The organism is Spirillospora sp. NPDC048911, from assembly GCF_043198015.1.
Taxonomy (GTDB): domain Bacteria; phylum Actinomycetota; class Actinomycetes; order Streptosporangiales; family Streptosporangiaceae; genus Spirillospora.
Window position 1 is genome coordinate 186515 of record NZ_JBICUD010000002.1, and the last position, 25150, is coordinate 211664.

23 protein-coding genes are annotated in these 25150 nt (G+C 70.6%); 20 read left to right on the forward strand and 3 right to left on the reverse strand.

The genetic code is table 11. The annotated features are described in order from the left end of the window. The first annotated feature begins 79 nt into the window (after positions 1 to 79). The gene (locus tag ACGFNU_RS08035) at positions 80 to 1534 is read left to right on the forward strand and encodes an MFS transporter (protein ID WP_392591318.1); all 1455 of its coding nucleotides are present in this window, start codon (positions 80 to 82) and stop codon (positions 1532 to 1534) included. Positions 1535 to 1698: 164 nt separating this feature from the next. Next, positions 1699 to 2013 (forward strand): hypothetical protein, encoded by a 315-nt coding sequence (locus tag ACGFNU_RS08040; RefSeq protein ID WP_392591320.1) that lies wholly within the window; start codon positions 1699 to 1701, stop codon positions 2011 to 2013. Here the strand turns inward: ACGFNU_RS08040 and ACGFNU_RS08045 are convergent. Next, entirely contained in the window at positions 1989 to 2927 is a 939-nt protein-coding gene (locus ACGFNU_RS08045; protein WP_392591322.1) for a helix-turn-helix domain-containing protein, read from the reverse strand. The genes ACGFNU_RS08040 and ACGFNU_RS08045 overlap by 25 nt on opposite strands. An 82-nt stretch (positions 2928 to 3009) precedes the next feature. Between ACGFNU_RS08045 and ACGFNU_RS08050 the strand changes: the two genes are divergently transcribed. Together ACGFNU_RS08050 and ACGFNU_RS08055 are read left to right on the forward strand one after the other, a co-directional pair. Then, positions 3010 to 3546, forward strand: coding sequence for an NIPSNAP family protein (locus tag ACGFNU_RS08050; RefSeq protein WP_392591324.1), 537 nt, complete (start codon positions 3010 to 3012; stop codon positions 3544 to 3546). 321 nt (positions 3547 to 3867) lie between these two features. Then, complete coding sequence (locus ACGFNU_RS08055; protein ID WP_392591326.1) at positions 3868 to 4896, forward strand: DUF4037 domain-containing protein; 1029 nt, start codon at positions 3868 to 3870, stop codon at positions 4894 to 4896. A 133-nt stretch (positions 4897 to 5029) separates the two neighbouring features. Here ACGFNU_RS08055 and ACGFNU_RS08060 read toward each other — a convergent pair whose 3' ends face one another. Then, complete coding sequence (locus ACGFNU_RS08060; protein WP_392591327.1) at positions 5030 to 6559, reverse strand: PucR family transcriptional regulator; 1530 nt, start codon at positions 6557 to 6559, stop codon at positions 5030 to 5032. 209 nt (positions 6560 to 6768) lie between these two features. Here ACGFNU_RS08060 and uraD point away from each other — a divergent pair, with 209 nt between their 5' ends. The 16 genes from uraD (at position 6769) to gcl (ending at position 24054) form a co-directional block, all read left to right on the forward strand. Further along, the gene (gene uraD / locus ACGFNU_RS08065) at positions 6769 to 7326 is read left to right on the forward strand and encodes a 2-oxo-4-hydroxy-4-carboxy-5-ureidoimidazoline decarboxylase (protein ID WP_392591329.1); all 558 of its coding nucleotides are present in this window, start codon (positions 6769 to 6771) and stop codon (positions 7324 to 7326) included. After that, a complete protein-coding gene (gene uraH, locus ACGFNU_RS08070) occupies positions 7323 to 7637 on the forward strand; it encodes a hydroxyisourate hydrolase (protein ID WP_392591331.1) in 315 nt (104 codons plus the stop codon). The genes uraD and uraH overlap by 4 nt, the downstream gene beginning before the upstream one ends. 5 nt (positions 7638 to 7642) lie before the next feature. Continuing rightward, the gene (gene pucL, locus ACGFNU_RS08075) at positions 7643 to 8551 is read left to right on the forward strand and encodes a factor-independent urate hydroxylase (protein ID WP_392591333.1); all 909 of its coding nucleotides are present in this window, start codon (positions 7643 to 7645) and stop codon (positions 8549 to 8551) included. A gap of 31 nt (positions 8552 to 8582) precedes the next feature. Then, on the forward strand, positions 8583 to 9473 hold the full coding sequence (locus ACGFNU_RS08080) for an FAD binding domain-containing protein (protein WP_392591335.1): 891 nt from the start codon (positions 8583 to 8585) through the stop codon (positions 9471 to 9473). Continuing rightward, positions 9473 to 9961, forward strand: coding sequence for a (2Fe-2S)-binding protein (locus ACGFNU_RS08085; protein WP_392591337.1), 489 nt, complete (start codon positions 9473 to 9475; stop codon positions 9959 to 9961). The genes ACGFNU_RS08080 and ACGFNU_RS08085 overlap by 1 nt, the downstream gene beginning before the upstream one ends. Before the next feature lie 8 nt (positions 9962 to 9969). Beyond that, positions 9970 to 11328: an 8-oxoguanine deaminase gene (locus ACGFNU_RS08090; RefSeq protein ID WP_392591338.1), complete on the forward strand. Its 1359-nt coding sequence runs from the start codon at positions 9970 to 9972 to the stop codon at positions 11326 to 11328. Beyond that, positions 11328 to 13655, forward strand: coding sequence for a xanthine dehydrogenase family protein molybdopterin-binding subunit (locus ACGFNU_RS08095; protein WP_392591340.1), 2328 nt, complete (start codon positions 11328 to 11330; stop codon positions 13653 to 13655). The genes ACGFNU_RS08090 and ACGFNU_RS08095 overlap by 1 nt, the downstream gene beginning before the upstream one ends. A gap of 183 nt (positions 13656 to 13838) precedes the next feature. Next, positions 13839 to 15290, forward strand: a complete 1452-nt coding sequence (locus ACGFNU_RS08100; RefSeq protein WP_392591341.1) for an NCS2 family permease — start codon at positions 13839 to 13841, stop codon at positions 15288 to 15290. 10 nt (positions 15291 to 15300) lie between these two features. Further along, positions 15301 to 16395, forward strand: a complete 1095-nt coding sequence (locus tag ACGFNU_RS08105) for an XdhC family protein (RefSeq protein ID WP_392591343.1) — start codon at positions 15301 to 15303, stop codon at positions 16393 to 16395. A gap of 140 nt (positions 16396 to 16535) precedes the next feature. Beyond that, positions 16536 to 16922, forward strand: a complete 387-nt coding sequence (locus ACGFNU_RS08110; RefSeq protein ID WP_392591345.1) for a gamma-glutamylcyclotransferase — start codon at positions 16536 to 16538, stop codon at positions 16920 to 16922. Beyond that, a complete protein-coding gene (locus ACGFNU_RS08115) occupies positions 16919 to 17743 on the forward strand; it encodes a hydroxypyruvate isomerase family protein (protein ID WP_392591347.1) in 825 nt (274 codons plus the stop codon). Before ACGFNU_RS08110 ends, ACGFNU_RS08115 begins: the two co-directional genes overlap by 4 nt. Next, complete coding sequence (locus tag ACGFNU_RS08120; RefSeq protein ID WP_392591349.1) at positions 17740 to 18630, forward strand: 2-hydroxy-3-oxopropionate reductase; 891 nt, start codon at positions 17740 to 17742, stop codon at positions 18628 to 18630. Before ACGFNU_RS08115 ends, ACGFNU_RS08120 begins: the two co-directional genes overlap by 4 nt. A gap of 30 nt (positions 18631 to 18660) precedes the next feature. Next, positions 18661 to 19824 (forward strand): glycerate kinase, encoded by a 1164-nt coding sequence (locus tag ACGFNU_RS08125; RefSeq protein WP_392591351.1) that lies wholly within the window; start codon positions 18661 to 18663, stop codon positions 19822 to 19824. Further along, positions 19821 to 21155 carry an allantoinase AllB gene (gene allB / locus ACGFNU_RS08130; protein WP_392591353.1) on the forward strand — a complete coding sequence of 445 codons (1335 nt, stop codon included), beginning with the start codon at positions 19821 to 19823 and terminating at the stop codon, positions 21153 to 21155. The genes ACGFNU_RS08125 and allB overlap by 4 nt, the downstream gene beginning before the upstream one ends. 18 nt (positions 21156 to 21173) lie before the next feature. Further along, positions 21174 to 22202, forward strand: a complete 1029-nt coding sequence (gene alc / locus ACGFNU_RS08135) for an allantoicase (RefSeq protein WP_392591355.1) — start codon at positions 21174 to 21176, stop codon at positions 22200 to 22202. Between the two features lie 67 nt (positions 22203 to 22269). Then, positions 22270 to 24054, forward strand: coding sequence for a glyoxylate carboligase (gene gcl, locus ACGFNU_RS08140; RefSeq protein WP_392591357.1), 1785 nt, complete (start codon positions 22270 to 22272; stop codon positions 24052 to 24054). Here gcl and ACGFNU_RS08145 read toward each other — a convergent pair. After that, on the reverse strand, positions 24022 to 24966 hold the full coding sequence (locus tag ACGFNU_RS08145) for a helix-turn-helix domain-containing protein (protein WP_392591358.1): 945 nt from the start codon (positions 24964 to 24966) through the stop codon (positions 24022 to 24024). The genes gcl and ACGFNU_RS08145 overlap by 33 nt on opposite strands. Positions 24967 to 25150: the final 184 nt, after the last annotated feature.

The window sequence follows — 25150 nt, forward strand, 5'->3', positions numbered from 1 at the left end:
TGTGGAATGAAGCGTTCCGTTCTGTTAGAGTAGAAGCAGAACGAAGCGATCCGTTCCCCAACGGAGAGGGAGAAGTCCGATGACCGCAACACTCGAAGCCCCGGTGGCCGTCCAAGCCGAAGCGCGGCCAGTCCCCGGGCGGTGGCTCGGACTGTTCGCGATCCTCACCGCGACCCTGCTGAACCTGCTGGACGCCAGCATCGTGAACGTGGCGCTGCCGGTGATCCAGGGCGACATCGGCGGGTCGTACGCGGCGCTCCAGTGGATCGCGGCGAGCTACACGCTGGCGCTGGCGGCGGGGCTGCTGATCGGCGGACGGCTCGGCGACATGTTCGGCCGCAAGCGGATGCTCCTCATCGGGGCCACCGGGTTCGTGGCGGCGTCGCTGCTGTGCGCGCTCGCGTTCTCGCCCGAGACGCTGATCGCCGCGCGGGTCGCCCAGGGCCTGTTCGGCGCGGTCATGATCCCGCAGGGCTTCGGGCTGATCCGGGACCTGTTCCCCGGCCCGGACCAGGCCAAGGCGTGGGGAGTGATGGGCCCGGCGATCGGCCTGGCCAGCATCCTCGGCCCGATCGTGGCCGGCCTGCTGATCAAGCTCGACCTGTTCGGCACCGACTGGCGCATGATCTTCGCGATCAACCTTCCGCTCGGCGCGTTCACCATCGTCGCCGGCCTCAAGGCGCTGCCCTCCTCCCGCGGTGACCGGTCCGGCGGGCTGGACGTGACGGGTGCGCTGATCGGCGCCACCGGCATGGGGCTGCTGGTCTACCCGCTGGTGCAGGGCCGTGAGCAGGGCTGGCCGATGTGGATCTGGGCCGTCCTCGCCGGTTCGATCGCCGTCCTCGCCGGGTTCGTGATCCACCAGCTGCGCCGGTCCGCGCTGGGCAAGACCCCGCTCGTCCAGCTCAGCGTCTTCGCCCGCCGCTCGTACACCTCCGGCGTCGTCTTCGTCATCGCCTTCTTCATCGCGATCATCGGCTTCTCGCTGGCGCTGGGCTTCCTGCTCCAGCTCGGCCTGCACTACAGCCCGATCGGCGCCAGCGTCGCGATGGCCACCATGGCGGTGGGCGCGTTCATCGGCTCGGCCGGCGGCGGCATGCTGGCCCCCGCGCTGGGCCGCAAGATCCTGCACATCGGCCTGGTCGTGATGACCGCGGGCATGGGCGGTGTGTACCTGGTCTTCCGGACGGCCGGCGTCGAGCTGGGCGGCTGGCACTTGGCCGCGCCGCTGCTGGTCTTCGGTATCGGAATGGGCATGATCTTCGTCCCGCTGTTCGGCATCATCATGGGCGAGATCGCCGACCACGAGGTCGGCTCGGCCTCCGGCGCGCTGGAGTCGATCCAGCAGCTCGCCGCCGCCCTGGGCGTCGCGGTCCTCGGCACCGTCTTCTTCGACCGGTTCACCGTCCCCGGCGAGCCCGCCGCCAACGCGCTGGCCGGAGCCGAGCAGGTCACCCTGATCGCCGCCGGGCTGGCCCTGCTGGCCATCGTGATCGGGTTCTTCCTCCCCAAGCAGGCGCGCACGGACCACTGATCCCTCGTTCGGGCCCGCCTCCTCCGGGAGGCGGGCCTTTTGGCGTTGGGGCCCGAGAACGTGCGGTTCCGGGCCCATCGGCCCTATCTGGTGGGCCCCCTGCAATCCCTAACGTCTCCCATGCGCCGCTGCATCGATTTGTTCGAGCACGCAGGGAGAACACGATGTTCAAACCCAAGTACTTCGCGTTGGCGACGGCCTCTTGCGGGGCCACCGTCGCGCTGGGCGGCCTGGCCGTGACAGGGGCCGGAGAGCCCTCGACGACGACGCTGGCCGGGGCGAAGGCGACCCCGGTGGTGATCAGTACCGTGCAGGCGGCAGGGGCGAAGCTGCAGACCGGCCTCCAAGTCACGCGCTACGACCCGGCGCAGGGGAAGAAGAACGGCTACAAGCTGATCACCCGCGACGGCAAGAAGATGATCGTGAAGAAGGGGAAGGATCCCGTTCCCTGGGCTCACGCGCGGAACGTGCGGCGATAGGCGGTCGGGGTGACGCCGACGGCGCGGGTGAAGTGATGCCGCAGGTTGGCCGCGGCGCCCATGCCGCACCGCTGCCCGACCTCCTCGACCGGCAGATCCGTCGACTCCAGCAGTTCACGGGCGCGAGCCAGCCGCTGGCCATGGAGCCACCGCATAGGCGTCGTCCCGGTCGTCTCATGGAACCGCCGGATCAGCGAACGCGTGCTCATACCTGCCCGTTTGGCCAGGTCGTCGATGGTGAGCCTGCGGTCCAGCCGTTCCGACGCCCATTCGAGCAGCTCGGAAAGGCCCTCGGCCCGGGGCATCGGCTTCTCCACGTACTGTGCCTGGCCGCCCGATCGATGCGGCGGCGCGACCATCCGCCGCGCCAACTGGTTGGCGACCCGCGCGCCGAAGTCCGTACGTACGACATGCAGACAGAGGTCAAGCCCAGCGGTTCGGCCCGCGCTGGTCAGGACGTCCCCTTCGTCCACGTACAAGACATCGGCATCCACGGTGACCTTGGGATACCGCTCGGCGAGCACATCGGTGTACAGCCAATGCGTCGTGGCCCGCCTGCCGTCCAGCAACCCCGCCTCGGCCAACGCGAACGCACCTGTGCACAGCGAAACCACCCGGCCGCCCACACCCTTGAGCGCCTCGACCAAACGAGGATCGAGAGACCCTTCCAGCGGATACCCGTTCGGCAGCGCCGGAACGACCACGGTGTCCGCGTACCGCAGATTTTCCAGGCCATAACGCGTGTCAGGCCTCATCCCGTTCTGCGTACGGGTCACCCCAGGCTCCGCCACGCACAGCCGGAAGTCGTACCAGGGGGCGAGGTCGTCGCGACGGGTCCCGAACACCTCGCAGGCGACGGCCAGCTCAAGGTCAGGGATGTCGTCGGTCACGGCCAGCGCCACGGAGATGCCCACGTTCCGATCTTGGCAGTTTTTCGACGAAGCCCGGCAACCTTGCCACTCGCGGTACGCCCCCTCCATCGCGACCCTTGTTCACGTGGACCTCACCGTGATCGAACTGCGCCAGTACACCCTCCGCCCCGGCCGCCGGGACGAGCTCATCGACCTGTTCGAACGCGAACTGATCGAACCCCAGGAAGCCGCGGGCATGACCATCCTCGGCACCTTCCGGGACCTCGACGACCCCGACCGTTTCGTCTGGCTGCGCGGCTTCCGGGACATGCCCACCCGCAAAAGGGCACTGACGACCTTCTACGGCGGCCCGGTCTGGGCCGAGCACGGCCCGGCGGCCAACGCGACCATGCTGGACTCGACCAACGCCCGCCTGCTCAGCCCGTCGCACTGGTCGATCCCCACCACCCCGGACGGCTACGTGACCGCCGAACTCACCACCGATCCAAAGGTGGACGACACGGCCCTGGCCGTGCTGACGCCTCTGAACGCGGAGAACAACTTCCCGCGCCTCCCCGTCCGCACCGACCCGATCACAGTGATCCTGCGCCGCGCCCCCGACCCGCAGCCCATCCCCAGCCTCCTCCGCCTGACCCCGACCGTCCGCTCCAGGCTCCGTTGAAGAGACCAGATGCGGCCACTACCAGCCAATATAACGATGTGTTGCTGTTCAGCTACGGCCGTTGGCATGGTGGGGTGAGTTTGATAAAGGTCGATCTCTCGACTCTTTCCACCGAGGAATTGGTCGAACCGTCCAGCGCGATCAGCGCCAAGCTGGCCGCCCGCCGGCCTCCTGAGTCCCCTGCCGCGCCGATGTCGTCGCAGTGGCCAAGATATTGGAGGATTCTCAACCAGAGTCCGCTTCGAGGACTTGATCAGCGGGTGCCCGCTCGCTGCTGCACGACCCAGACCCGGCGCGGGCGAGATGTGATGGGCTGGCTTCATGCGGGGTGCGGAGCTGTCTGAGAGGTTCTATGTCGATGTCGTGAAGCCGCTCTTGCCGCCTGGGTTGCGGTACGCGGCCGCGCGGCTTGGCTCTGGGTCGGATGTTCTCGGGCTCGACGACGGGATGAGCCGTGACCATGACTGGGGCTGCCGGCTGACGTTGCTGGTGGATGACGCCGGGCTGGTCGCTGAGGTTAAGGAGTCGCTCGAACGGCGGCTGCCTGAACGGTATGGCGAGCATCCGGTCCGGTTTCCGGTCACCTGGGACCGGACGTTCACGCACAAGGTCGAGGTCGCCACGGTTCGGGACTTCGTTGTCAGCCGCCTGGGCGTCGATCCGACGGGCGGGCTCTCGGTCCTCGACTGGCTGGTCATGCCTGGCCAGAGCGTCCTGGAGGTCACGGCGGGTCCCGTTTTTCATGATGCGGTGGGACTCGGTGAAGTGCGTGAATCGCTCGGTTGGTATCCGCCCGACATCGAACGTTACGTACTCGCCGCATCGTGGAGTCGTATCTCCGAACGGATGCCGATGGTGGGACGGACCGCTGGACGTGGGGATGAGCTGGGCTCGCTTCTTTTGAGCGCGCGCTTGGCCGAAGACCTTATGTGGTTGGCGTTCGTCCTTTGCCGGCGGTGGCCCCCGTACGCCAAATGGCGCGGCACCGTTTTCAAGGCCCTGCCGGTTGAGCTTCCTCTGGTTGATGTAGCCACCGCGTCCAGTTGGCGTGAGCGGGAGGACGCTGTGGTGACGTCTGCTGGGGCTTTGCTGGATCTCCAGCGTGAACGCTTTTCCGCGGCGTCATCGGCGACGGGTCCGTTCTGGGATCGTCCCTACCGCGGCATTGACGATCGGGTCTCGGCGCGGCTTCTCGCCGAGATCACTGATCCGGAGGTCGCTCGGCTTCCGGCGGGAGTCGGGTCCCTGGAGCAGTGGGTCGACAATATGGGTGTTCTCATCGACCCTGCTCGGCGGTCGGCACTTCAGGATGCTTATCGCCTGATGACCAACGCCGTCACGTTGTCGTGACCGCCGGCGGCGAGTGCGTACTCGACCAATTGCTGGGCGTTTTCCAGTGGGCTGCCTTCGAGCTTCAGCGATGTGGCATCGGTCAGGTAGCGCCTGATCTGCTGGTCGAGGTCGAGGCCACCGCCGTGCTCGACTAACCGAGACGGAGGGCCAGGAAGAAGTCCACGCGGTCTTCCAGGCGGGAGAGGTTGCGGCCGGTCAGTTCTTCTATGCGCTGGATGCGGTAACGCACGGAGTTGACGTGGAGGTGGAGCTGCTCGGCGCACCGCGTCCAGGATCCGGAGTTCTGGAGGAACGTCTCAAGGGTGCGGATGAGGTCGGCCTTGTGCACCTCGTCGTACTTGCGGAGAGGGTCGAGGAGGCGGACCCGGAACATGTGCCGCACGTCGTCGGGGACGCTCGCCAGGAGCAGGACGTGAGTGGCCAGCTCGTCATGGCCCACGACGCAGACGGGGTCGGTGCGTCCGGCGGCGAGGCGGCGGGCGTAGCGGGCCTCTTCGACGGCTCCGCGCAGCTCGCCCGCGGCCACCACGTCGCTCACCCCGGCGGCCAGGCCGCTGTCGGCGAGGCCCGGCGCGAGCGTCTGGAGGACCCGGTGGAGGTCGCGCGCGACGTCATGCTCGCCCTCGGCGACGGGCAGAAGGGCGATCACCTCCTCGTCCAGCAGGCCGGCCACCGGGCGCGGGCCGGGGAGGATCTCGCCCAGGAGGGTGCGCAGCTCGCCGGGGCGGAGGCCGGTGCCCCGGGCCGTGGCGGCGACGGCCACGAAGGACGAGAGCACGTCGAGGCCGCTGAGCTCCAGCCGGGGCAGGATCTCGTCCGTCCCGGCCGCCGCGACGATCAGGCGGATGAGCTCCTGCGCCAGCCGTCCCTCGACGCTGAGCCGGTCGTCGGAGCGGACGCGTTCGAGCGCCACGATCGCGGCGAGTTCGCCGGTCAGGGCGCGGCGCTCGGCGGGCCACTCCTCCCAGTCGCCCTCGCACACGATGAACCAGTCGGCCACGCGGGAGGTCGTGTCGGCCGCCACCGGGAAGATCGACAGACCGGGGGAGCGGAGCCGGTGCGGCAGGCGCGGCGCGGTCAGGAAGACACGGGCGACGCCGGCGGGATCGATGCCGGCGGGGAGCGGGTGGGAGCCCGCCACGACGCGTCCGGTCGGGGTCAGCACCCAGCAGCGCATGCCGAGATCACGGCCCACCAGCTCCAGGACGGGCCCCAGCCCCGCGCCCTCGGTGGCGCCCGCGACCAGGCGGCGGTGGCGGTCCAGCACGGCGGTCAGGTCGGCGGCGCGGGCGGTGGACAGATGCCGGACGACCTCCTCGGTGACCGTCGCGAACGCGACGTCCTCGGGAACGCGGAAGAGTGGCAGCCGGTGCCTGCGGCAGGCCTCGACGAGGTCGTCCGGGATCGTCCCCGCGTCGGCGTCCCAGGCGGCCAGCGCCGACACTCCGGCCTTGGCCAGCCCCTGGACGAAGATCTCGGAGTCTTCGGGGTTCGACCGCCAGACCAGCCCGCTGAGAACGAGCTCGCGCCCGCTCAGGTAGCGGCTCGGGTCGAGCATGTCGGTGGTGACGACCCACCGGATCACCCGGTCGAGCTGGTCGTCTCCCGTGACGATCTCCAGCCGCAGGTCGGGCATGTCGAGCAGGGTCCGCAGCCTCATGATCGTCCCCCTTTCGCCTGACCATTATTTATCGCCGTCCCGGGCATGCTCCTCGACAGGGGCGGACTTGTGGCGCCAAGGCGCCTCTCTTGGAGCAACGCACGAAAACAACCCGGTGAGCGCGGTCACACTTCGGACTTCCTGTCTCTTCACCTTCCCCCGGCCGGCTGTGTGTACTTCAGGACAACCCATCGACAAGGAGGCGGAACGTGCCAGTGACGACAGGACCGGCCGCGGCGCGCGAGAACCTGGAGCGGTTCAACGCGCTGCCGGTGCGGGCCGCCGAGTCCGAGCTGCTCACCTGCTGCGCCTCGCGGCGCTGGGCGGCCGGGGTCGCCGGCGGGCGGCCCTTCGGCGACCCGGCCGCGCTGCTGGCGGCCGCGGCCGCGGAGCTGGCCGGGCTGGACTGGCGGGACGTCCTGGAGGCGCTGAACGCCCACCCGCGGATCGGCGACCGGGTGGCGGGGGAGGACCGCGAGTCCGCCTGGTCGCGCGGCGAGCAGTCCGGCATGGACGCCGCGGCCGAGGAACTGCGGGCCGCGATGATCGAGGGCAACCGGGCGTACGAGGCGCGCTTCGACCACGTCTTCCTCATCTGCGCGACCGGCCGGAGCGCCGCCGAGATGCTGGAACACCTCCGGGCCAGGCTGAAGAACGACGACACCACCGAACAGGCCGTCGTGCGCGACGAGCTGGCCAAGATCGTCGAGCTGCGGCTCGCCAAGCTCCTCGACGAGCCGCGCGCGACGGACGAGGGCTCCGCATGACGCTCTCCACCCATGTCCTCGACGCGGCGAAGGGGCTCCCCGCGCCCGGCCTGGCCGTCCGGCTGGACGAGCGCGACGCCGCCGGTACCTGGACGCCGGTCGCCGAACGCCGCACGGACGCCGACGGGCGGATCAAGGACTGGGGACGCGTGCCGGGCGCCGGAACCTACCGGCTGACCTTCGACACCGCCGGGCTCTCCGACTTCTATCCCGAGGTCACGGTGGCCTTCACGATCGCCGACCCGGCGCGGCACCACCATGTGCCGCTGCTGCTCAGCCCGTTCGCCTACTCGACCTACCGAGGGAGCTAGACCAGATGGCCATCGTTCTCGGGCCCAACCGCTACGGCAAGGCGGAGACCCGTGTCGTCCGTGTCGTCCGCGAGGGCGGCACGCACCACATCAAGGACATCAACGTCGGCTCCGCGCTGTCGGGCGACATGGAAGCGGTCCATCTGACCGGCGACAACGGCAACGTGCTGCCGACCGACACGCAGAAGAACACCGCGTACGCCTTCGCCAAGAAGTACGGCGTCGACCAGATCGAGGACTTCGCGCTCCTCCTCGCCCGCCACTACGTGGACTCCCAGCCCTCGATCCACCACGCCCGCGTGGAGATCGAGGAGTATTTCTGGGACCGCATCCCGGTCAAGGAGGGGCCGAACCTCGGCCTGCGCGACCAGCAGCACTCCTTCGTCCGCAGCGGCCGCGAGGTGCGGACCTGCGTCGTGCATCACGACCAGGACGAGGGCACCACCGTCGTGTCGGGCTTGAAGGATCTGGTCGTCCTCAATTCAACAGGCAGTGAGTTCCACGGCTACGTCCAGGACGAGTACACGACCCTCAAGCCGACCACCGACCGGATCCTCGCCACCGAGGTCTCCGCCCAGTGGCGGCACCGCGGCGACGACTCCGCCTTCGACTCGTCCTACGCCGATTCCTACGCCGAGGCCCGTCAGGCACTGCTCGACGCGTTCGCCGAGACCCACAGCCTCTCCCTCCAGCAGACCCTCTACCAGATGGGCCGCCGGGTACTGGACACCCGTAAGGAGGTCTGCGAGGTGCGCCTGACCATGCCGAACAAGCACCATTTCCTCGTCGACCTGGAGCCGTTCGGCATGGACAACGACAACGAGGTCTTCTTCGCAGCGGACCGTCCGTACGGCCTGATCGAGGGTTCCGTGCTCACCGACGACGCACCCGACGCCGGGTCCGCCTGGAACTGAGGAATTCCAAAGAGAGGGGGATGCTAGAGATATGGACTTCTTGCGCCCTGTGACCTGGGCGGACGCGCTGGCCGCCAAGGCGGAGCACCCGGACGCGCTGCCCATCGCGGGCGGCACGGACGTCATGGTCGAGCTCAACTTCGACGTCCACCGGCCGCCGGCGCTCCTGGACCTCAACCCGGTCACGGAGCTGGCCACCTACGACACCGCCGACGATGGGCGCCTGCGCGTCGGCGCCGCCGTCCCGTACGTCCGGCTGATCGACGAGCTGGGCGACCGGCTGCCGGGCCTGGCCCAGGCGTCCCGCACGGTCGGCTCGCCGCAGATCCGCAACCGCGGCTCGGTCGGCGGCAACCTCGGCGCCGCCTCGCCCGCGGGCGACAGCCATCCGCCGCTGCTGGCGGGGGACGCGGTCATCGAGGTCGAGTCCGCCGCCCGCGGCGTCCGCATGATCCCGGCGACCGAGTTCTACCTCGGCGTCAAGCGCAACGCCCTGGAGCCGGACGAGCTGATCCGCGCGTTCTGGACCGCGCCCGCGACCGGCGCCCAGTACTTCTCCAAGATCGGCACCCGGAACGCGATGGTCATCGCGGTCTGCTCGTTCGCGATCGCCCTGCACCCGGAGGAACGTCGTGTGGGCACCGGGGTCGGTTCGGCCGCCCCGACGCCGCGCCGCGCCACCGCCGCCGAGGAGTTCCTGTCGAACGAGCTCGACTGGGACGGCCGCACACCGTTCACGGTCTCGGCCGCGCAGCGCTTCGGCGAGCTGGTCAAGGAGGCGGCGTCACCGATCGACGACGTCCGCGGCACCGCCGACTACCGGAAACATGCCCTGTCCGTCATGGCGAGGCGGACGCTGACCTGGGCATGGAACGACTACCGGGCCGACAGGATCGCCGGAAGTGGAAGGGAGGCCTCGTGATGCGCGTCAGCTTCACCGTGAACGGTGCCGAGGAGACCGTCGACGACGTGTGGGAGGGCGAGAGCCTGCTCTACATGCTCCGGGAACGGATGGGTCTCCCGGGCTCCAAGAATGCCTGTGAACAAGGCGAATGTGGCTCCTGCACGGTCTACCTCGACGGCGTCCCGGCGTGTTCGTGCCTGGTGGCGGCCGGTCAGGTCGAGGGTCGTGAGGTCGTCACGGTCGAGGGCCTGGGCTCGACCGGCGCGGACGCGAAGCTCGATCCGGTGCAGGAGGCGTTCGTCGAGGCGGGCGCGGTCCAGTGCGGCTTCTGCACGCCGGGCCTCATCGTCCAGTCGCACGACCTGATCGCCCGCAATCCCGACCCCACCGACGCCGAGATCCGCGAGGCGCTCGCGGGCAACCTGTGCCGCTGCACCGGCTACGAGAAGATCCTCGACGCCGTGCGGCTCGCGGCGTCCCGCAAGGCAGCGGCGGCCGCCCAGTGAGCAGCCCAGTGACCAGGACGATCATCGAGAACGCGTACGTCGTCACCGTGACCGGCGAGGAGCACCCGTCCGGCCACATCGTGATCGACGGCAACACGATCACGGCGGTCGGCCCCGGCCCGGCCCCGTCCGTCGAAGGCCCGGCCGAACGGATCGACGCGCGCGGCTGCCTGGCCACCCCCGGGCTCGTCAACACGCACCATCACCTCTACCAGTGGGCGAGCCAGGGCCTGGCCAAGGACAACACCCTCTTCGAGTGGCTGGTGGCCCTCTACAAGCCGTGGTCGAAGATGGACGCCGAGGTCGTCCGCGGCGCCGCGAGCGCCGGGCTCGGCTGGCTGGCCCTGTCGGGCACCACCACCTCGACCGACCACCACTACGTCTTCCCCAGCGGGCGGGGTGACCTGTTCGCCGCCGAGATCGAGGCGGCCGCCGAGCTGGGCATCCGGTTCCACCCGTGCCGCGGCTCCATGGACCGCGGCCAGTCCGACGGCGGGCTGCCGCCGGACGAGGTGGTCGAGGACCTGGAGACGATCATGGCCGAGACCGAGGCCGCGATCGACCGCTACCACGACGGCTCGCCCGGCTCCATGCTGCGGATCGCCGTGGCGCCCTGCTCGCCGTTCTCCGTCAGCCGCGATCTGCTGGTCCAGTCGGCCGAGCTCGCGCGGGCCAAGGGCGTCCGCCTGCACACCCACCTGTGCGAGACGCTCGACGAGGAGGAGCACTGCCGCGAGCAGTTCGGCATGTCCCCGGTCGACTACATGGAGACCGTGGGCTGGCTGGGCGACGACGTCTGGTACGCCCACGCGGTCCACCTGCAGGACGCCGACATCAAGAAGATGGCCGCGACCGGCACCGGCGCCGCGCACTGCCCCAGCTCCAACGCCCGCCTCGGCGCCGGCATCGCCCGCGTCGCCGACATGCTCGCGGCCGGCGTCCCGGTCGGGCTCGGCGTCGACGGCGCCGCGTCCGCCGAGATGGTGCCGATGGCCGGCGAGGTGAAGCAGGCCATGTACATGCAGCGCGCCCGGTACGGTCCGACCGCGCTCACCGCGCGCCAGGCCCTCGCCCTCGGCACGATCGGCGGCGCGCGGGTCCTCGGGCGGGACGCCGAGATCGGCTCGCTGGAGCCCGGCAAGCTCGCCGACATCGCGCTCTGGCGGGTGGACGGCTTCTACGCCGCGGTCGACGACCCGGTGACGGCGTTCGCCTACGGGCAGACCCCGCCGCTGGCCCGGCTGATCGTCAACGGGCGGACGATCGTCCGCGACGAAGAGCTGGTCAGCGTCCCGCAGGACGAGGTGGCCCGCCGCGGCGCCGGCGCCCATCGCCGCCTCATGAAGCTCGCGGAGGAGGTTCTCTGATGGCATCCCCGGTGAAGTCACCCGGACCGACCAGGTCTCCAGGAGCCGTGGCGGCGCCCGGGAGGGGCGGCGTCGGCGACAGCCCGCTGCGGCCGGACGGCACGCTCAAGGTCTCCGGCGACTTCGCGTACGCCTCGGACCTGTGGATCGACGGGATGGTGTGGGGCGCCACGCTGCGCAGCCCGCACCCCCGCGCGAAGATCCTCTCCATCGACCTCGGCCCCGCGCTGGCGATGCCCGGCGTGCACGCCGTCCTCACCCACGAGGACGTGCCGGGCCGCAAGTTGTACGGCCTCGACCACACCGAGGACCAGCCGGTACTCGCCATCGGCGAGGTCCGCCACCAGGGCGAGCCGGTCGCGCTCGTCGCCGCCGACCATCCCGAGACCGCCCGCCGCGCGATGGAGAAGATCGCCATCGAGTGGGAGGTGCTGGAGCCGATCACCGACGCCCGCGCCGTGATCGCCGACCCGGACCGGTACAGGGTGCAGGACCGCGGTGGCATCGTCCGCCACCAGCCCGTACGGGTCGGCGACGTCGCGCGGGCCAAGGCGCAGGCGGCCGTCGTCGTGTCGGGCGACTACAGCGTCGGCATCCAGGACCAGGCGTTCCTCGGCCCGGAGTCCGGCCTCGCCGTGCCCGGTGAGGACGGCGGGCTCGACATGTACGTGTCGACCCAGTGGATGCACAACGACCTCAAGCAGATCGCGCCCTGCCTCGGGCTCGACGAGGACCAGATCCGGATGACGCTGGCCGGCGTCGGCGGCGCGTTCGGCGGCCGCGAGGATCTGTCGATGCAGATCCACGCGGGCATGCTCGCGCTGCACACCGGCAAGCCGGTCAAGATGTCCTACAACCGGTACGAGTCGTTCTTCGGGCACGTGCACCGCCACCCGGCGGAGATGCGGTACGAGTTCGGCGCGACGGCGGAGGGCAGGCTGCTCTACGCCGACGTCGAGATCATCCTCGACGGCGGCGCGTACACCTCGGCCACGGTCAACGTGACCGGCAACGCGGCCTCGCTCGGCGTGGGCCCGTACGAGATCCCCAACATCAAGATCGACGCGTGGGGCGTCTACACCAACAACCCGCCGTGCGGCGCGATGCGCGGCTTCGGCGCCGTGCAGGCGTGCTTCGCGTACGAGTCGATGATGGACAAGCTGGCCGCGGCCTGCGGGATCGGCCCGGTCCGGGTCCGGCAGATCAACGCCGTCAGCCAGGGCTCGAAGCTCGCGACCGGCCAGGTCATCGACTCGCCCGCGCCGCTGGCGGAGATGCTGGAGCGCCTTGAGGCGATGCCGATGCCCGCCCCGCTCGACCCGGCTGACATCCGCGACCTGCCCGGCGGCGCCTCCCAGACCACGCATGGCGAGGGCGTCGTCCGCGGCGTGGGCTACGGCGTCGGCATCAAGAACATCTGCTTCTCCGAAGGCTTCGACGACTACTCCACGGCCCGCGTGCGGCTGGAGGTCATCGGCGGCGAGCCCACGGCCCTCGTCCACACGGCGGCCGCCGAGGTCGGCCAGGGCCTGGTCACCCTCGAAGCGCAGATCGCCCGCACCGAGCTGGGCGTCCAGCGGGTCACCATCCACCCGGCGGACAACCAGGTCGGCGACGCCGGCTCGTCCAGCGCCTCGCGCCAGTCGTACATGACCGGCGGCGCGGTCAAGACCGCCTGCGAGGCGGTCCGCGCCGAGCTGCTGGCCATGGCGGAACGCAGCCTCGGCAGGAGCCCGGGCGACCTGAACGTGGCCGGCGGCAAGATCATGTCGCGGACGGAGGGCGTCCTCGCCTCCATCGAGGAGGTCCTCGGCGACGACGCGATCGAGGAGACCCGCGAGTTCCGCCACCGTCCGACCACCCACATGGACCCGGTGACCGGCCAGGGCGACAGCCACACCCAGCTCGCGCTGTGCGTGCACCGCGCGGTGGTGGACGTGGACGTCGACCTCGGCCTGGTCAAGGTCGTGGAACTGTCGGCCGTGCAGGACGTCGGCAAGATCCTCAACCTGCTGTCCCTGGAGGGGCAGATCCACGGCGGGTCCGCCCAGGGCCTCGGCCTGGCGGTGATGGAGGAGATCGTCGTCTCCGGCGGTCTCGTCCGCAACCCGTCGTTCACCGACTACCTCATCCCGACCATCCTCGACATGCCGCCGATGCGGCTGGACATCCTCGAGAACCCCGACCCCCACGCCCCATACGGGCTGCGGGGGGCCGGAGAGCCACCCACGCTCTCCTCCACACCGGCGATCGTCGCGGCCATCCGCGACGCCACCGGAAAAGCACTCACCCGAGTGCCGGTTCGCCCGGAGCACATCATCGGCTGACAAGAAAGCCGCGGTGCCCGGTTCAAGCGATTGATCAACAGGGGCAGCCCGCGCCGTGGACTTGGGGGACGGCGCCCGGAGAGACTCCACAACCGCACTGATCGAGACGAACGGACGGCGCCCGGACCGAAGGGTCCGGGACCGCCCGGCGGTCGATCATGCTCTGAAGGAGGGCACCGAACCGTGACCGAGACCCAAGCACGACCCCCGAAATCTCCGTCTCCCACCCCCGGACCGGGCTCGGCCCTGGATCGGTTCTTCGATCTGAGGGGCCGCGGGACGACCGTCGCCCGCGAGGTGCGCGGCGGCGTCACCACGTTCGTCGCGATGGCCTACCTGGTCGTCCTCATCCCCCTGATCATCGGTGACGCCAAGGACGTCACCGGAGCGCAGCTCGACGCGGCCCAGCTCACCACCATGGTGGCGCTGTCGGCCGGGCTGACCACCGTCCTCATGGGCCTGGTCGGCAACGCCCCGCTGGCGATGGCCGCGGGACTCGGCGTCACCCCGATCGTGGTCTTCCAGGCGGCGCCGCACATGACCTGGCCGCAGGCCATGGGGCTCGTCGTCCTGGAGGGCGTCGTCATCGTGCTCTTCGCGCTGACGGGCGTCCGGACGCTGATCATGGACGCCATCCCGCTGGTCCTCAAGCAGGCGATCGGCGTCGGCATCGGCGCGTTCATCGCGCTGATCGGCCTGGTGGACGCCGGTTTCGTCGGCCACCACGAGAGCTCCTCGACCCCGGTCACGCTGGGCGTCTTCGGCAAGCTCGCGGGCTGGCCGGTGGCGGTGTTCTGCGCCGGGCTGGCGCTGATGCTGGTGCTGTTCATCCGGCGTGTACCGGGCGCGATGCTGATCGGCATCGTGGCCGCGACGGCGCTGGCGATCGGCGTCAACGCGGCGTTCACGATCGACCCGAAGCTGTGGGGGCCGGTCGAGCCGAAGCTGCCGGACTCGATCGTCGCGACGCCGCGGTTCGATCTGCTGTTCGACGTCGATCTGTTCGGCGGCTTCGAACGGGCCGGGGCCGTCACGGCCTCGGTGGTGCTCTTCACGCTGGTGCTGTCCGGCTTCTTCGACGCGATGGGCACGATCCTGGGCGTCGGCGAAGAGGCCGGGATGCTCGACGAGAAGGGCAGGATGCCCGGGCTCAGCAAGATCCTTACCGTGGACGGCTTCGGCGCGATCATCGGCGGGGGTGTCAACGGCTCGGCCAACACCGCGGTCGTGGAGTCGGCGGCGGGCGTCGCCGAGGGCGCGCGGACCGGCCTGGCCAGCGTGGTCACCGGCGGGCTGCTCACCGCGCTGATCTTCCTCACCCCGCTGGCCGGGGTGGTCCCGATCGGCGCCGCGGCCCCCGCGCTGGTGATCGTGGGCGCGCTGATGATGACGCACGCCCGCAAGATCGACTGGGCGGACCTGGAGGTCGCGATCCCGGCGTTCCTCACCATCGTCCTCATGCCGTTCACCTACTCGATCACGGTCGGCGTCGCCGCCGGCGTGCTCGCGTTCACCCTGCTCAAGGCCGCGCGCGGCAGGTTCACCGAGATCCACTGGCTGCTGTACGTGCTGTCGGCGGTCTTCCTCGCCTACTTCGCGCTGCGTCCGATCGAGCAGGCCTTGGGGATCAACTAGGAGGTTCCGCATGCGTGAGATCGCTGGCCGCCTCGCCGCCTGGCATGACGCGGGGACGGGCTATGCCCTCGCCACCGTCATCTCCGTCGGGGGCAGCGCCCCACGGGGGCCGGGCGCCGCGATGGCGGTGTCCGAGACGGGCGAGGCGGTCGGCAGCGTTTCGGGCGGCTGCGTCGAGGGCGCGGTGTACGAGCTGTGCCGGGAGGCGCTCCAGACCGGGAAGGCGATCCGGGAGAGCTTCGGCTACAGCGACGACGACGCGTTCGCCGTGGGTCTGACCTGCGGCGGAACCATCGAGGTGTTCGTCCAGCCGGGTCCGGTACCGGAGCATGCCCTGACGGCGATCTCACGCGACGACCAGGTGGCCGTCGCCCACCTGATGGACGAGCAGGGCGCCACCTTCGTGGTGTGGCCCGATCGCCATGCCGGAAGCTCGGGCCTCGCCGACGTCGACCAGGTCGTCGTCGGCGAGGCCCGCGCGATGCTCGACGGCGGCGCCACCGGCATCCGGTCGGTGCGCTGCCGTGCAGGGCTGGACGTCTTCGTGCGGTCGTACGCGCCCGCACCGCGCCTGCTGGTCTTCGGCGCGATCGACTACGCGGCGGCCGTCGCGAGGATGGGCGCCTTCCTCGGCTACCGGGTGACCGTGTGCGACGCTCGCCCGGTCTTCGCCACCCCCGCGCGTTTCCCGGACGGGGACGAGATCGTCGTCGACTGGCCGCACCGCTACCTGAACGAACAGGCCGAGCAGGGACAGATCGACGGTCGCACGGTCATCTGCGTCCTGACGCATGACGCCAAGTTCGACGTTCCGCTCCTCGACATCGCCCTGCGTCTCCCCGTCGCGTACGTCGGAGCCATGGGATCCCGGCGTACCCACGATGACCGCCTGCGCCGCCTAAGGGAAGCCGGGCTGAGCGACGTCGAGTTGGCTCGCCTGCATTCGCCGATCGGACTGGACCTCGGCGCGCGCACGCCCGAGGAGACCGCGCTGGCCATCGCGGCCGAGTTCGTGGCGCTGCGCCGTGGCGGCTCCGCGGTGCCGCTCCGGCAGACCGACGGGCCGATTCACCGCGACACGACCACTGCCGCAGGCGTGGCCTGAGTCGTTCCTACAACCGGCCCGCCCGGCATGGGGCGTGACGTCGTAGAACCCCACAGCGTTCCTTGACGGGCCTGAAGGCCGCACCTACCGTGAATTTCACGAAGCGACAGGATTATTTCGCTCAGCGAAATCGAGGACCGATGCCACTGATCTTCCTGAACGGCGGCGCCATGCGCGGCGGGCCGCTCCACCATCTGCTCGACGGTGCGCCGCTGGTCGCGGAGACCACCACGGCCGCGCGCTACCGCTTCTACTCGGTGGGGGACCAGTGCCCGGCGCTCTCGCCCGTCGCCCACGGCGGCACCGAGGTGCACGGCGAGGTCTACGACGTGCCGATGGACGTGCTGCGCGACAAACTTCTGCCTGCCGAGCCGCCGGAATTGGAGCTCGGCGTCATCGAGCTTGCCGACGGCACCTCGTCCCTGGCGATGGTGTTGCGGCGGCCGTGCACCTCGTACGCCCGGCTGACCGACATCAGTGAGCACGGCAGCTGGACCGACTACAAGAAGGCGAAGGAGGCGGCGTGACGACGTCTGCGTGGCCGGCCGAACGGTACGTGGTCAACTGCTCGATCCTGTTCGGCGAGCTGCCGCTGCTGGAGCGTCCGGCGGCGGCGAAGGCGGCGGGGTTCGGCCAGGTCGAGTTCTGGTGGCCCTGGCCCGGCGTGGCCGTGCCCGCCGAGGACGAGGTGGACGCGTTCTGCCGGGCGATTGACGACGCTCACGTCCAGCTCACCGGGCTCAACTTCTACGCGGGCGACATGCCTGCGGGGGAGCGCGGCGTGCTCTCCGACCCGGCGCGTTCGCTGGAGTTCCGTGACAGCGTCGGTGTGCTCCTGCGCATCGCCGAGCGCACCGGCGTGAAGGCGTTCAACGCGCTCTACGGGCAGCGCGTGCCGGGCGTCTCAGCCGCCGAGCAGGACCGCGTGGCCACGCAGAACATCGCGTACGCGGCGCGGCGGGTCGGCGAGCTCGGCGGGACCGTGCTCATCGAGCCTCTGGCCCGCGGCCTGAACGGGGCGTACCCGCTGGAGACCGCCGCCGACGCGATCGCCGTCGTCGAGCGCGTCCGCGCGGAGGGGGCGGCGAACGTCAGATTCCTCTTCGACGCCTTCCACCTCGCCAGCAACGGCGAGGAACTGGAGAAGGTCGCGCGCGCCCACGCCGCCGAGATCGGCCACGTGCAGATCGCCGACGCGCCCGGCCGGGATCACCCCGGCACCGGCGGCATCGACTTCGCGGCGCTCGTCGGCGTCCTGGAGGCGATCGGCTACACCGGCCCGATCGCCCTCGAGTACAAGCCCGCGGGCGCCACCGACTTCGCGTGGATGGAGGACTTCGCCTCATGAGCAAGATCGCTTTTATCGGACTGGGCATCATGGGCGGCCCGATGGCGGGTCACCTGGTCAGGGCCGGCCACGAGGTGACCGGCTACGACGTCGTCCAGGCGGGCGTCGACCGCCTGGTGGCGGCGGGAGGCACAGGCGCGGCGAGCGTCGCCGAGGCGGTCGCGGAAGCCGAGATCGTCATCACCATGCTGCCGCAGGACGAGCACGTCGAGGCCGTCGTCTTCGGCGCCGACGGCGGTGGGGACGGCGGCGTCCTGCGCCACGCCAAGCCGGGCGTGCTGCTCATCGACTTCTCCACCATCAGGCCGGAGACGTCGATCAAGGTGGCCACGGCGGGCCGCGAGCTGGGCCTGCGGGTACTGGACGCCCCGGTCAGCGGCGGCGAGAAGGGCGCCGTGGACGCGGTGCTGTCGATCATGGTCGGCGGCCCGAGGGAGGATTTCGAGGCCGCCAAGCCGATCTTCGAGGTGGTCGGCAAGACGTTCGAGCGCGTCGGTGACAGCGGGGCGGGCCAGTACGTCAAGGCCGCCAACCAGCTGATCGTCGGCGGTACGTACGCCCTCGTCGCCGAGGCCATCGTGCTGATGGAGGCCGCCGGGGTGGACGCCAAGGCGGGGCTCGACGTGATCGCGGGCGGGCTGGCCGCCAGCCGGATCCTCGAGATCAAGCGCGACACGATGCTGGCCCGCCGGTTCGAGCCGGGGTTCCGCATCGACCTGCACCACAAGGACATGGGCATCGCGTCCGCCGCCGCCCGGTCCGCCGGGGTCTCGCTGCCGATGACCGCCCTGGTCGCCCAGCTCATCGCCGCCGCGCGGGCCAAGGGCTACGGCTCCCTCGACCACTCCGCGCTGCTGAAGATCGTCGAGGACCTGTCGGGCCGATGAAACGTTCAGCGGGGGAGAATGGTGACAATCATGGCTAATTCTCAGCGGGGGCAGGTGGTGATCGCCCCGGACAAGTTCAAGGGCTCGCTCACCGCCGTCGAGGTGGCCCGGCATGTGGCCGCCGGCCTGCGCCGCGTCCGCCCGGACCTGCCGCTCGTCACCCTGCCGGTCGCGGACGGCGGCGACGGGACGGTGGACGCCGCGGTCGCGTGCGGATTCGCCCGGCTGCGGACCTCCGTCACCGGCCCCACCGGCGAGCCGGTCACCGCGTCCTACGCCGTCCGGGACGGCACGGCGGTGATCGAACTCGCCGAGGCCTCCGGGCTCCGGCGGCTCCCCGGCGGCGAACCCGCCCCGCTGACCGCGTCCAGCCACGGCACCGGCGAACTCATCGACGCGGCGATCCGCGGCGGCGCGCGGCGGATCGTCCTCGGTCTGGGCGGCAGCGCCTGCACGGACGGCGGCAGCGGCATGGCCGCCGCCCTCGGGGCGCGTTTCCTGGACGCCGACGGCGAGCCGTTGCCTCCGGGAGGCGCGGCGCTGCGGTCGCTGGCCTCGATAGACGTCGGTGGACTCGCCGATCGGCTGCGCGAGGTGACCGTGATCGTGGCGAACGACGTCGACAGCCCGCTGCTCGGCCCTGATGGTGCCGCCGCGATCTTCGGCCCGCAGAAGGGCGCCTCGCCGGGGCAGGTCCGGACGCTGGAGAACGGGCTGGCCCGCCTGGAAGTGATCGCCCGGCGAGATCTGGGCGCCTTCGCTCCGGCGGGCCCCGGCGCGGGTGCCGCGGGCGGTGTCGGCTTCGGCGCGATGGTCTTCCTGGGCGCGACCGTCCGGCCCGGCATCGCCTACCTGCTGGAGCTCCTGGGCTTCGCCGAGCGGGTGAAGGGCGCCCGGCTCGTCATCACCGGTGAGGGGTCGCTGGACCGGCAGTCGCTGCGCGGCAAGGCGCCCATCGGCGTGGCCCGCGCGGCCGCCAAGGCGGCCGTGCCCGCCATCGCGGTCACCGGACGGCGCGCGCTGACCGGTGAGCAACTCCGCAAGGCACGCCTGCAGCACGCCTACGCCCTCACGGACATCGAATCCGACCCGGAGCGGTGCATGGCCGAGGCGGGCCCGCTGCTGGAACGGCTGGCGGAGGAGATCGTCCATGCGTGGCTGACCGAGCCCGCACCCATGGGAGGAGCAGCGTGAACGCGTATGACCTGGTCATCCGGTCCCGGCGCGCGGTACTGCCCGGCGGAGAGCGGCCCGCGGCGGTCGCCGTCAAGGACGGCAGGATCGCGGCCATCGAGGATGAAGGCGCCGCGCTGTCCTCCTCCGCCCACGCGGAGATCGATCTCGGCGACACCGCGCTGCTCCCCGGGCTCGTGGACACGCACGTCCACATCAACGAGCCCGGCCGCACCGAGTGGGAGGGCTTCGCCACGGCGACCCGCGCCGCCGCGGCCGGAGGGGTGACCACGCTCGTCGACATGCCGCTGAACTCCCTCCCGCCGACCACCCTGCCGTCGGCCCTGGCCATCAAGCGTGACGTCGCCGAAGGCCAGGTCTTCGTGGACGTGGGTTTCTGGGGCGGCGCGATCCCCGGCAACGTGCCCGCGCTGCGTACCCTGCACGAGGACGGTGTCTTCGGGTTCAAGTGCTTCACCGCCGACTCGGGCGTGCCGGAGTTTCCGCCGCTGTCGTATGAGGAGATGGACGAGGCGTTCCGCGAGATCGCCTCATTCGGCGGCCTGGTCATCGTCCACGCCGAGGACCCGGCGGTGCTGGCGGCGCCAGCCGACGGCGGCTACCCGGCGTTCCTCGCGTCGCGTCCGCCCAGCGCCGAGCGCGCCGCGGTCGAGCAGGTCATCCGGCTCGCCGAGCGGACCGGAGTGCGGGCGCACATCCTGCACCTGTCGGCCGCCGACTGCCTGGAACCGCTGGCCAAGGCGCGGACGCGCGGCCTCCCGGTGACCGCCGAGACCTGCCCGCACTATCTGACCCTGTCGGCCGCCGACGTGCCCGCGCCCGTGCCCGGCGAGGGTCTTCCGTCCACCTCGTACAAGTGCTGCCCGCCCATCCGCGACGCGGGCAATCGCGAGGAGCTGTGGCGCGGCCTCGCCGACGGCGTGATCTCCTGCGTCGTCACCGACCATTCGCCGTGCACGCCCGAGCTGAAGCGCGGCGACTTCGCCTCCGCCTGGGGCGGGATCGCGTCCGTCCAGCTGGGGCTGCCCGCCGTCTGGAGCGCCGCCCGCGCCCGGGGCCACGGCCTCGGCGCGGTCGTGCGCTGGATGGCCGAGGGGCCCGCCGACCTCGCCGGTCTCCCCGCCAAGGGCCGGATCGCGATCGGCAACGACGCCGACCTGGTCGCGTTCGCCCCTGACGAGACGTTCGTCGTCGACCCCGCCGGCCTGCACCATCGTCATCCCGTGACCCCGTACGCGGGCCGGGCCCTCAGCGGCGTCGTGAAGGCGACCTGGCTGCGGGGCGAAGCGGCCGGCGACACCCCGCGCGGCGAGCTCCTCCGACGTGGCTGAACGAAAGAGACGTTTCTGATGACTGACTTCACCGCCCTTCCCGACCTCGCGCTCCGCTCGTTCGGCGGCTCGGTCCTCGCCGCCAGCGACGAGTCGTTCGAGGAGAAGGAGAACCTGATCAACCCGTGGAAGCCGGAGTTCCAGCCGGAGACGTTCGGCACCAAGGGCCAGGAGTACGACGGCTGGGAGACCGCGCGCCGCCGCCCCGACGAGAACGGCGAGCTGGGCCACGACTGGGCCGTCGTCCGGCTCGGCCTGCCCGGCGTGATCCGCGGCGTCATCATCGACACCGCCTGGTTCAAGGGCAACTTCCCGCCGCACGCGTCCGTCGAGGCGTGCGCAGTGGACGGGTACCCCGCCGCCGCGGAGCTCGCGGACGCCGACTGGATCGAGATCGTGCCGAAGAGCCCCCTCAAGGGCGATGCCGAGCACGCGTTCGACGTGTCGTTCAACCGCCGCTTCACCCACGTCCGGCTGAACATGTTCCCCGACGGCGGCATCGCCCGCCTTCGCGTGCACGGCGAGGTCGTCGCGGACCCGGCGCTGCTCACCGGCCTCACCGTGGATCTCGCCGCGCTGGAGAACGGCGCGCGGGTGACGGGCTGCTCCAACATGTTCTACTCGCGTCCGGACAACATGCTGGCCCCCGGTCTCGCCCGCAACCAGGCCGAGGGCTGGGAGACGGCGCGCCGCCGCGACCCGGGCAACGAGTGGGCGATCGTCCAGCTCGCGGCCCCCGGCGTCGTCAAGCTGGCCGAGATCGACACGACCAATCTCAAGTTCAACGCCCCCGCCGCGGCCTCGCTCTCCGGCATCGACGCGCGATCCGCGTCGCTGGACGACGCAGCCGCATGGTCGGTTCTCCTGGAACGCACCCGCCTCCAGCCCGACGGCAGGCACCGCTTTCGCCTAGCCGACTCCCACGAAGTGACCCACGTACGCGTGGACATCTATCCCTGCGGAGGCATCGCGCGCCTCCGGCTCCTAGGCGACCTCACCCCCGACGGCGAGCAGGCCCTCACGGCCCGCTGGCGGGAACTCGCCTAACGACAACCAGACATCGCGTGGCCGGCAATGCCGAGCCACGTATTCAGCGACCCCTGAGGAGCCCGACATGCCTCGAATGACAGCCGCCCGCGCCGCGGTCGAAATCCTGAAACGCGAAGGCGTCGGCACCGCGTTCGGCGTGCCCGGCGCGGCGATCAACCCGTTCTACGCCGCCCTCAAAACCTCCGGCGGCATCGCCCACGTCCTCGCCCGGCACGTCGAGGGCGCCTCGCACATGGCCGAGGGCTACACCCGCACGCACGCCGGCAACATCGGCGTCTGCGTCGGCACCTCGGGCCCGGCCGGCACCGACATGATCACCGGCCTCTACTCCGCCCTCGGCGACTCGATCCCGATCCTGTGCATCACGGGCCAGGCGCCGACCGCGGTGATCCACAAGGAGGACTTCCAGGCCGTCGACATCGCCTCGATCGCCACGCCGGTCACCAAGATGGCGGTCACCGTCCTCGAAGCGGCGCAGGTCCCGGGTGTCTTCCAGAAGGCGTTCCACGTCATGCGCTCCGGCCGCCCCGGCCCGGTCCTCATCGACCTGCCGCTCGACGTCCAGCTGACCGAGATCGAGTTCGACCCCGGCACCTACGAGCCGCTCCCGGTCTTCAAGCCGAAGGCAACCCGCGCCCAAGCCGAGAAGGCCATCGCCCTCCTCAACGCGGCAGAACGCCCCCTCATCATCGCGGGCGGCGGCGCCATCGACGCCGGTGACCTCCTGATCGAATTCGCCGAGCTCACCAACGTCCCGGTCATCCCGACCCTGATGGGCTGGGGCACGATCCCCGACGACCACCCCTTGAACGCGGGGATGGTCGGCCTGCAAACCTCGCACCGCTACGGCAACGCCACGTTCCTGGAGTCGGACTTCGTCCTCGGCATCGGCAATCGCTGGGCCAACCGCCACACCGGCAAGCTGGACGTCTACACCGAGGGCCGCACGTTCGTGCACGTCGACGTCGAGCCGACCCAGATCGGCAAGATCTTCATGCCCCATTACGGCATGGCCTCCGACGCCAGGGCAGCCCTGGAACTCTTCATCGAGGTGGCCCGCGACCAGGAACTCCCCGACCGCCGCACCTGGGCCGCGTCCACCCAAGAACGCCGCGCCACCCTCCAGCGCCGCACCCACTTCGACAACGTGCCCCTCAAACCCCAGCGCGTCTACGAGGAGATGAACCGGGCGTTCGGCCCGGAGACCCGCTACGTCACCACCATCGGCCTGTCCCAGATCGCGGGCGCCCAGATGCTGCACGTCTACCGCCCCCGCCACTGGATCAACTGCGGCCAGGCGGGCCCCCTGGGCTGGACGATCCCCGCGGCCCTGGGCGTGGCGACCGCCGACCCGGACACCCCGGTAGTCGCCCTCTCCGGCGACTACGACTTCCAATTCATGATCGAAGAACTGGCGGTCGGCGCCCAGCACAACATCCCCTACATCCACGTCGTCGTGAACAACTCCTACCTCGGCCTGATCCGCCAGGCCCAGCGCGCCTTCGACATCGACTTCCAGGTCAACCTCGAATTCGAGAACATCAACAGCCCCGAACTGGGCGTCTACGGCGTCGACCACGTCAAGGTCGCCGAAGGCCTGGGCTGCAAGGCCCTCCGCGTCCGCACCCCCGAGGCCCTCCTCCCAGCCTTCGAAGAGGCCAAGAAACTAGCCGCCGAACACCGCGTCCCCGTAGTCGTCGAAGCCATCCTCGAACGCGTCACCAACATCTCGATGAGCGGCACCGACATCGCCGGCGTGACCGAGTTCGAAGAACTGGCAACCCACCCCTCCCACGCCCCCACAGCCATCCGCGAACTAACCGGCCCCGCCCCGGGCCAGGTCTTCTAGGGCCTGGCGTTGGGTGGGGGTCAGGGCGTCGGGGGCCGCGGCCACTGTGTAGGTGGTCGGGGTGGGGCGGTGGACCATGAGCGGGTCGGTGACGGCTGCCAGTCGTTCGGCGTCGGTCAGGGCGGTGGTCGTGCGGGCGGCGGGCCAGTCCAGGGCGGTGGCCAGCTGGTCCGAGGTGAGGGGACGGCCCGCGTGGAGAAGCGCGGCGAAGACGGTGACCGCGTCTTTGAGTGAGTCTTCGGTGGGGGCGCTGGCCATGTCCGCGCTCAGTTTTGAGAAGAAGTGGCTCATCGCGTGCAGGCGGGCGCCCGCGGGGGTGTCGGCGCCGAAGAGGGTCGTGCCCTCTTCGGCGGTGTCCGCCCATACGCCGTGCGTCCGAGCGCGGGTGAGCCAGGTCTGGAGCCAGACGTCGTCGTCGATCAGGTAGCGCTGGCGGCCGCGGCGGCCGTGTTCGCGCCGGACCACGTCCAGGGCCTCCAGGTAGGCGATCGCCTTGGAGACCGAGGCGGGGCTCACCCTGAGGCGCTGGACCAGCTCGGCCGCGGACAGGGCGCCCGCGTCGGTGGTGACGAGGCAGGCGAGCACGCGGGCCGCCATCTTCGGTAGCCCGGCCTCGACCATGACGGACGCGAAGCGTTCGACGAAGTCGCGCACCTTGGCGATGTCACGTCCGTACTCGTCGGTGGGCACGGTGGGGGGTGCGGCCGGGGCGTCGCGGCGGGCGCGCCGTCCGGTGGCGAGGTGGGCGTGGTCCGCGCGGTAGAGCTCGGGGCCGCCGTTGCGGGCCACTTCTCGGCTGATGGTCGAGGTGGGGCGGTCCAGTTGCCGGGCGATCTCGGCGTAGCCGAGGCCGTCGGCCAGCCCGGTGGCGATGCGCCGGCGGTCCTGGTGGGTCAGCCGTCCTCCTGGCATTCCTGCTCCCGTGGTGCGTTCACCTAGGTCATTGCAACACTTGGTTGTTCGGGTGTTGCGTTCGCGGTCAGCGCTGTTGCAATTGTATGGCTTTTGGCCTGGGTTTCCGGGCGGATGAAGCGAGAATTTTGTTGAAGGGGGTTGAAACGCAACGTAGCTTTCAAGGCGTTGAAAGGAGGTTGCA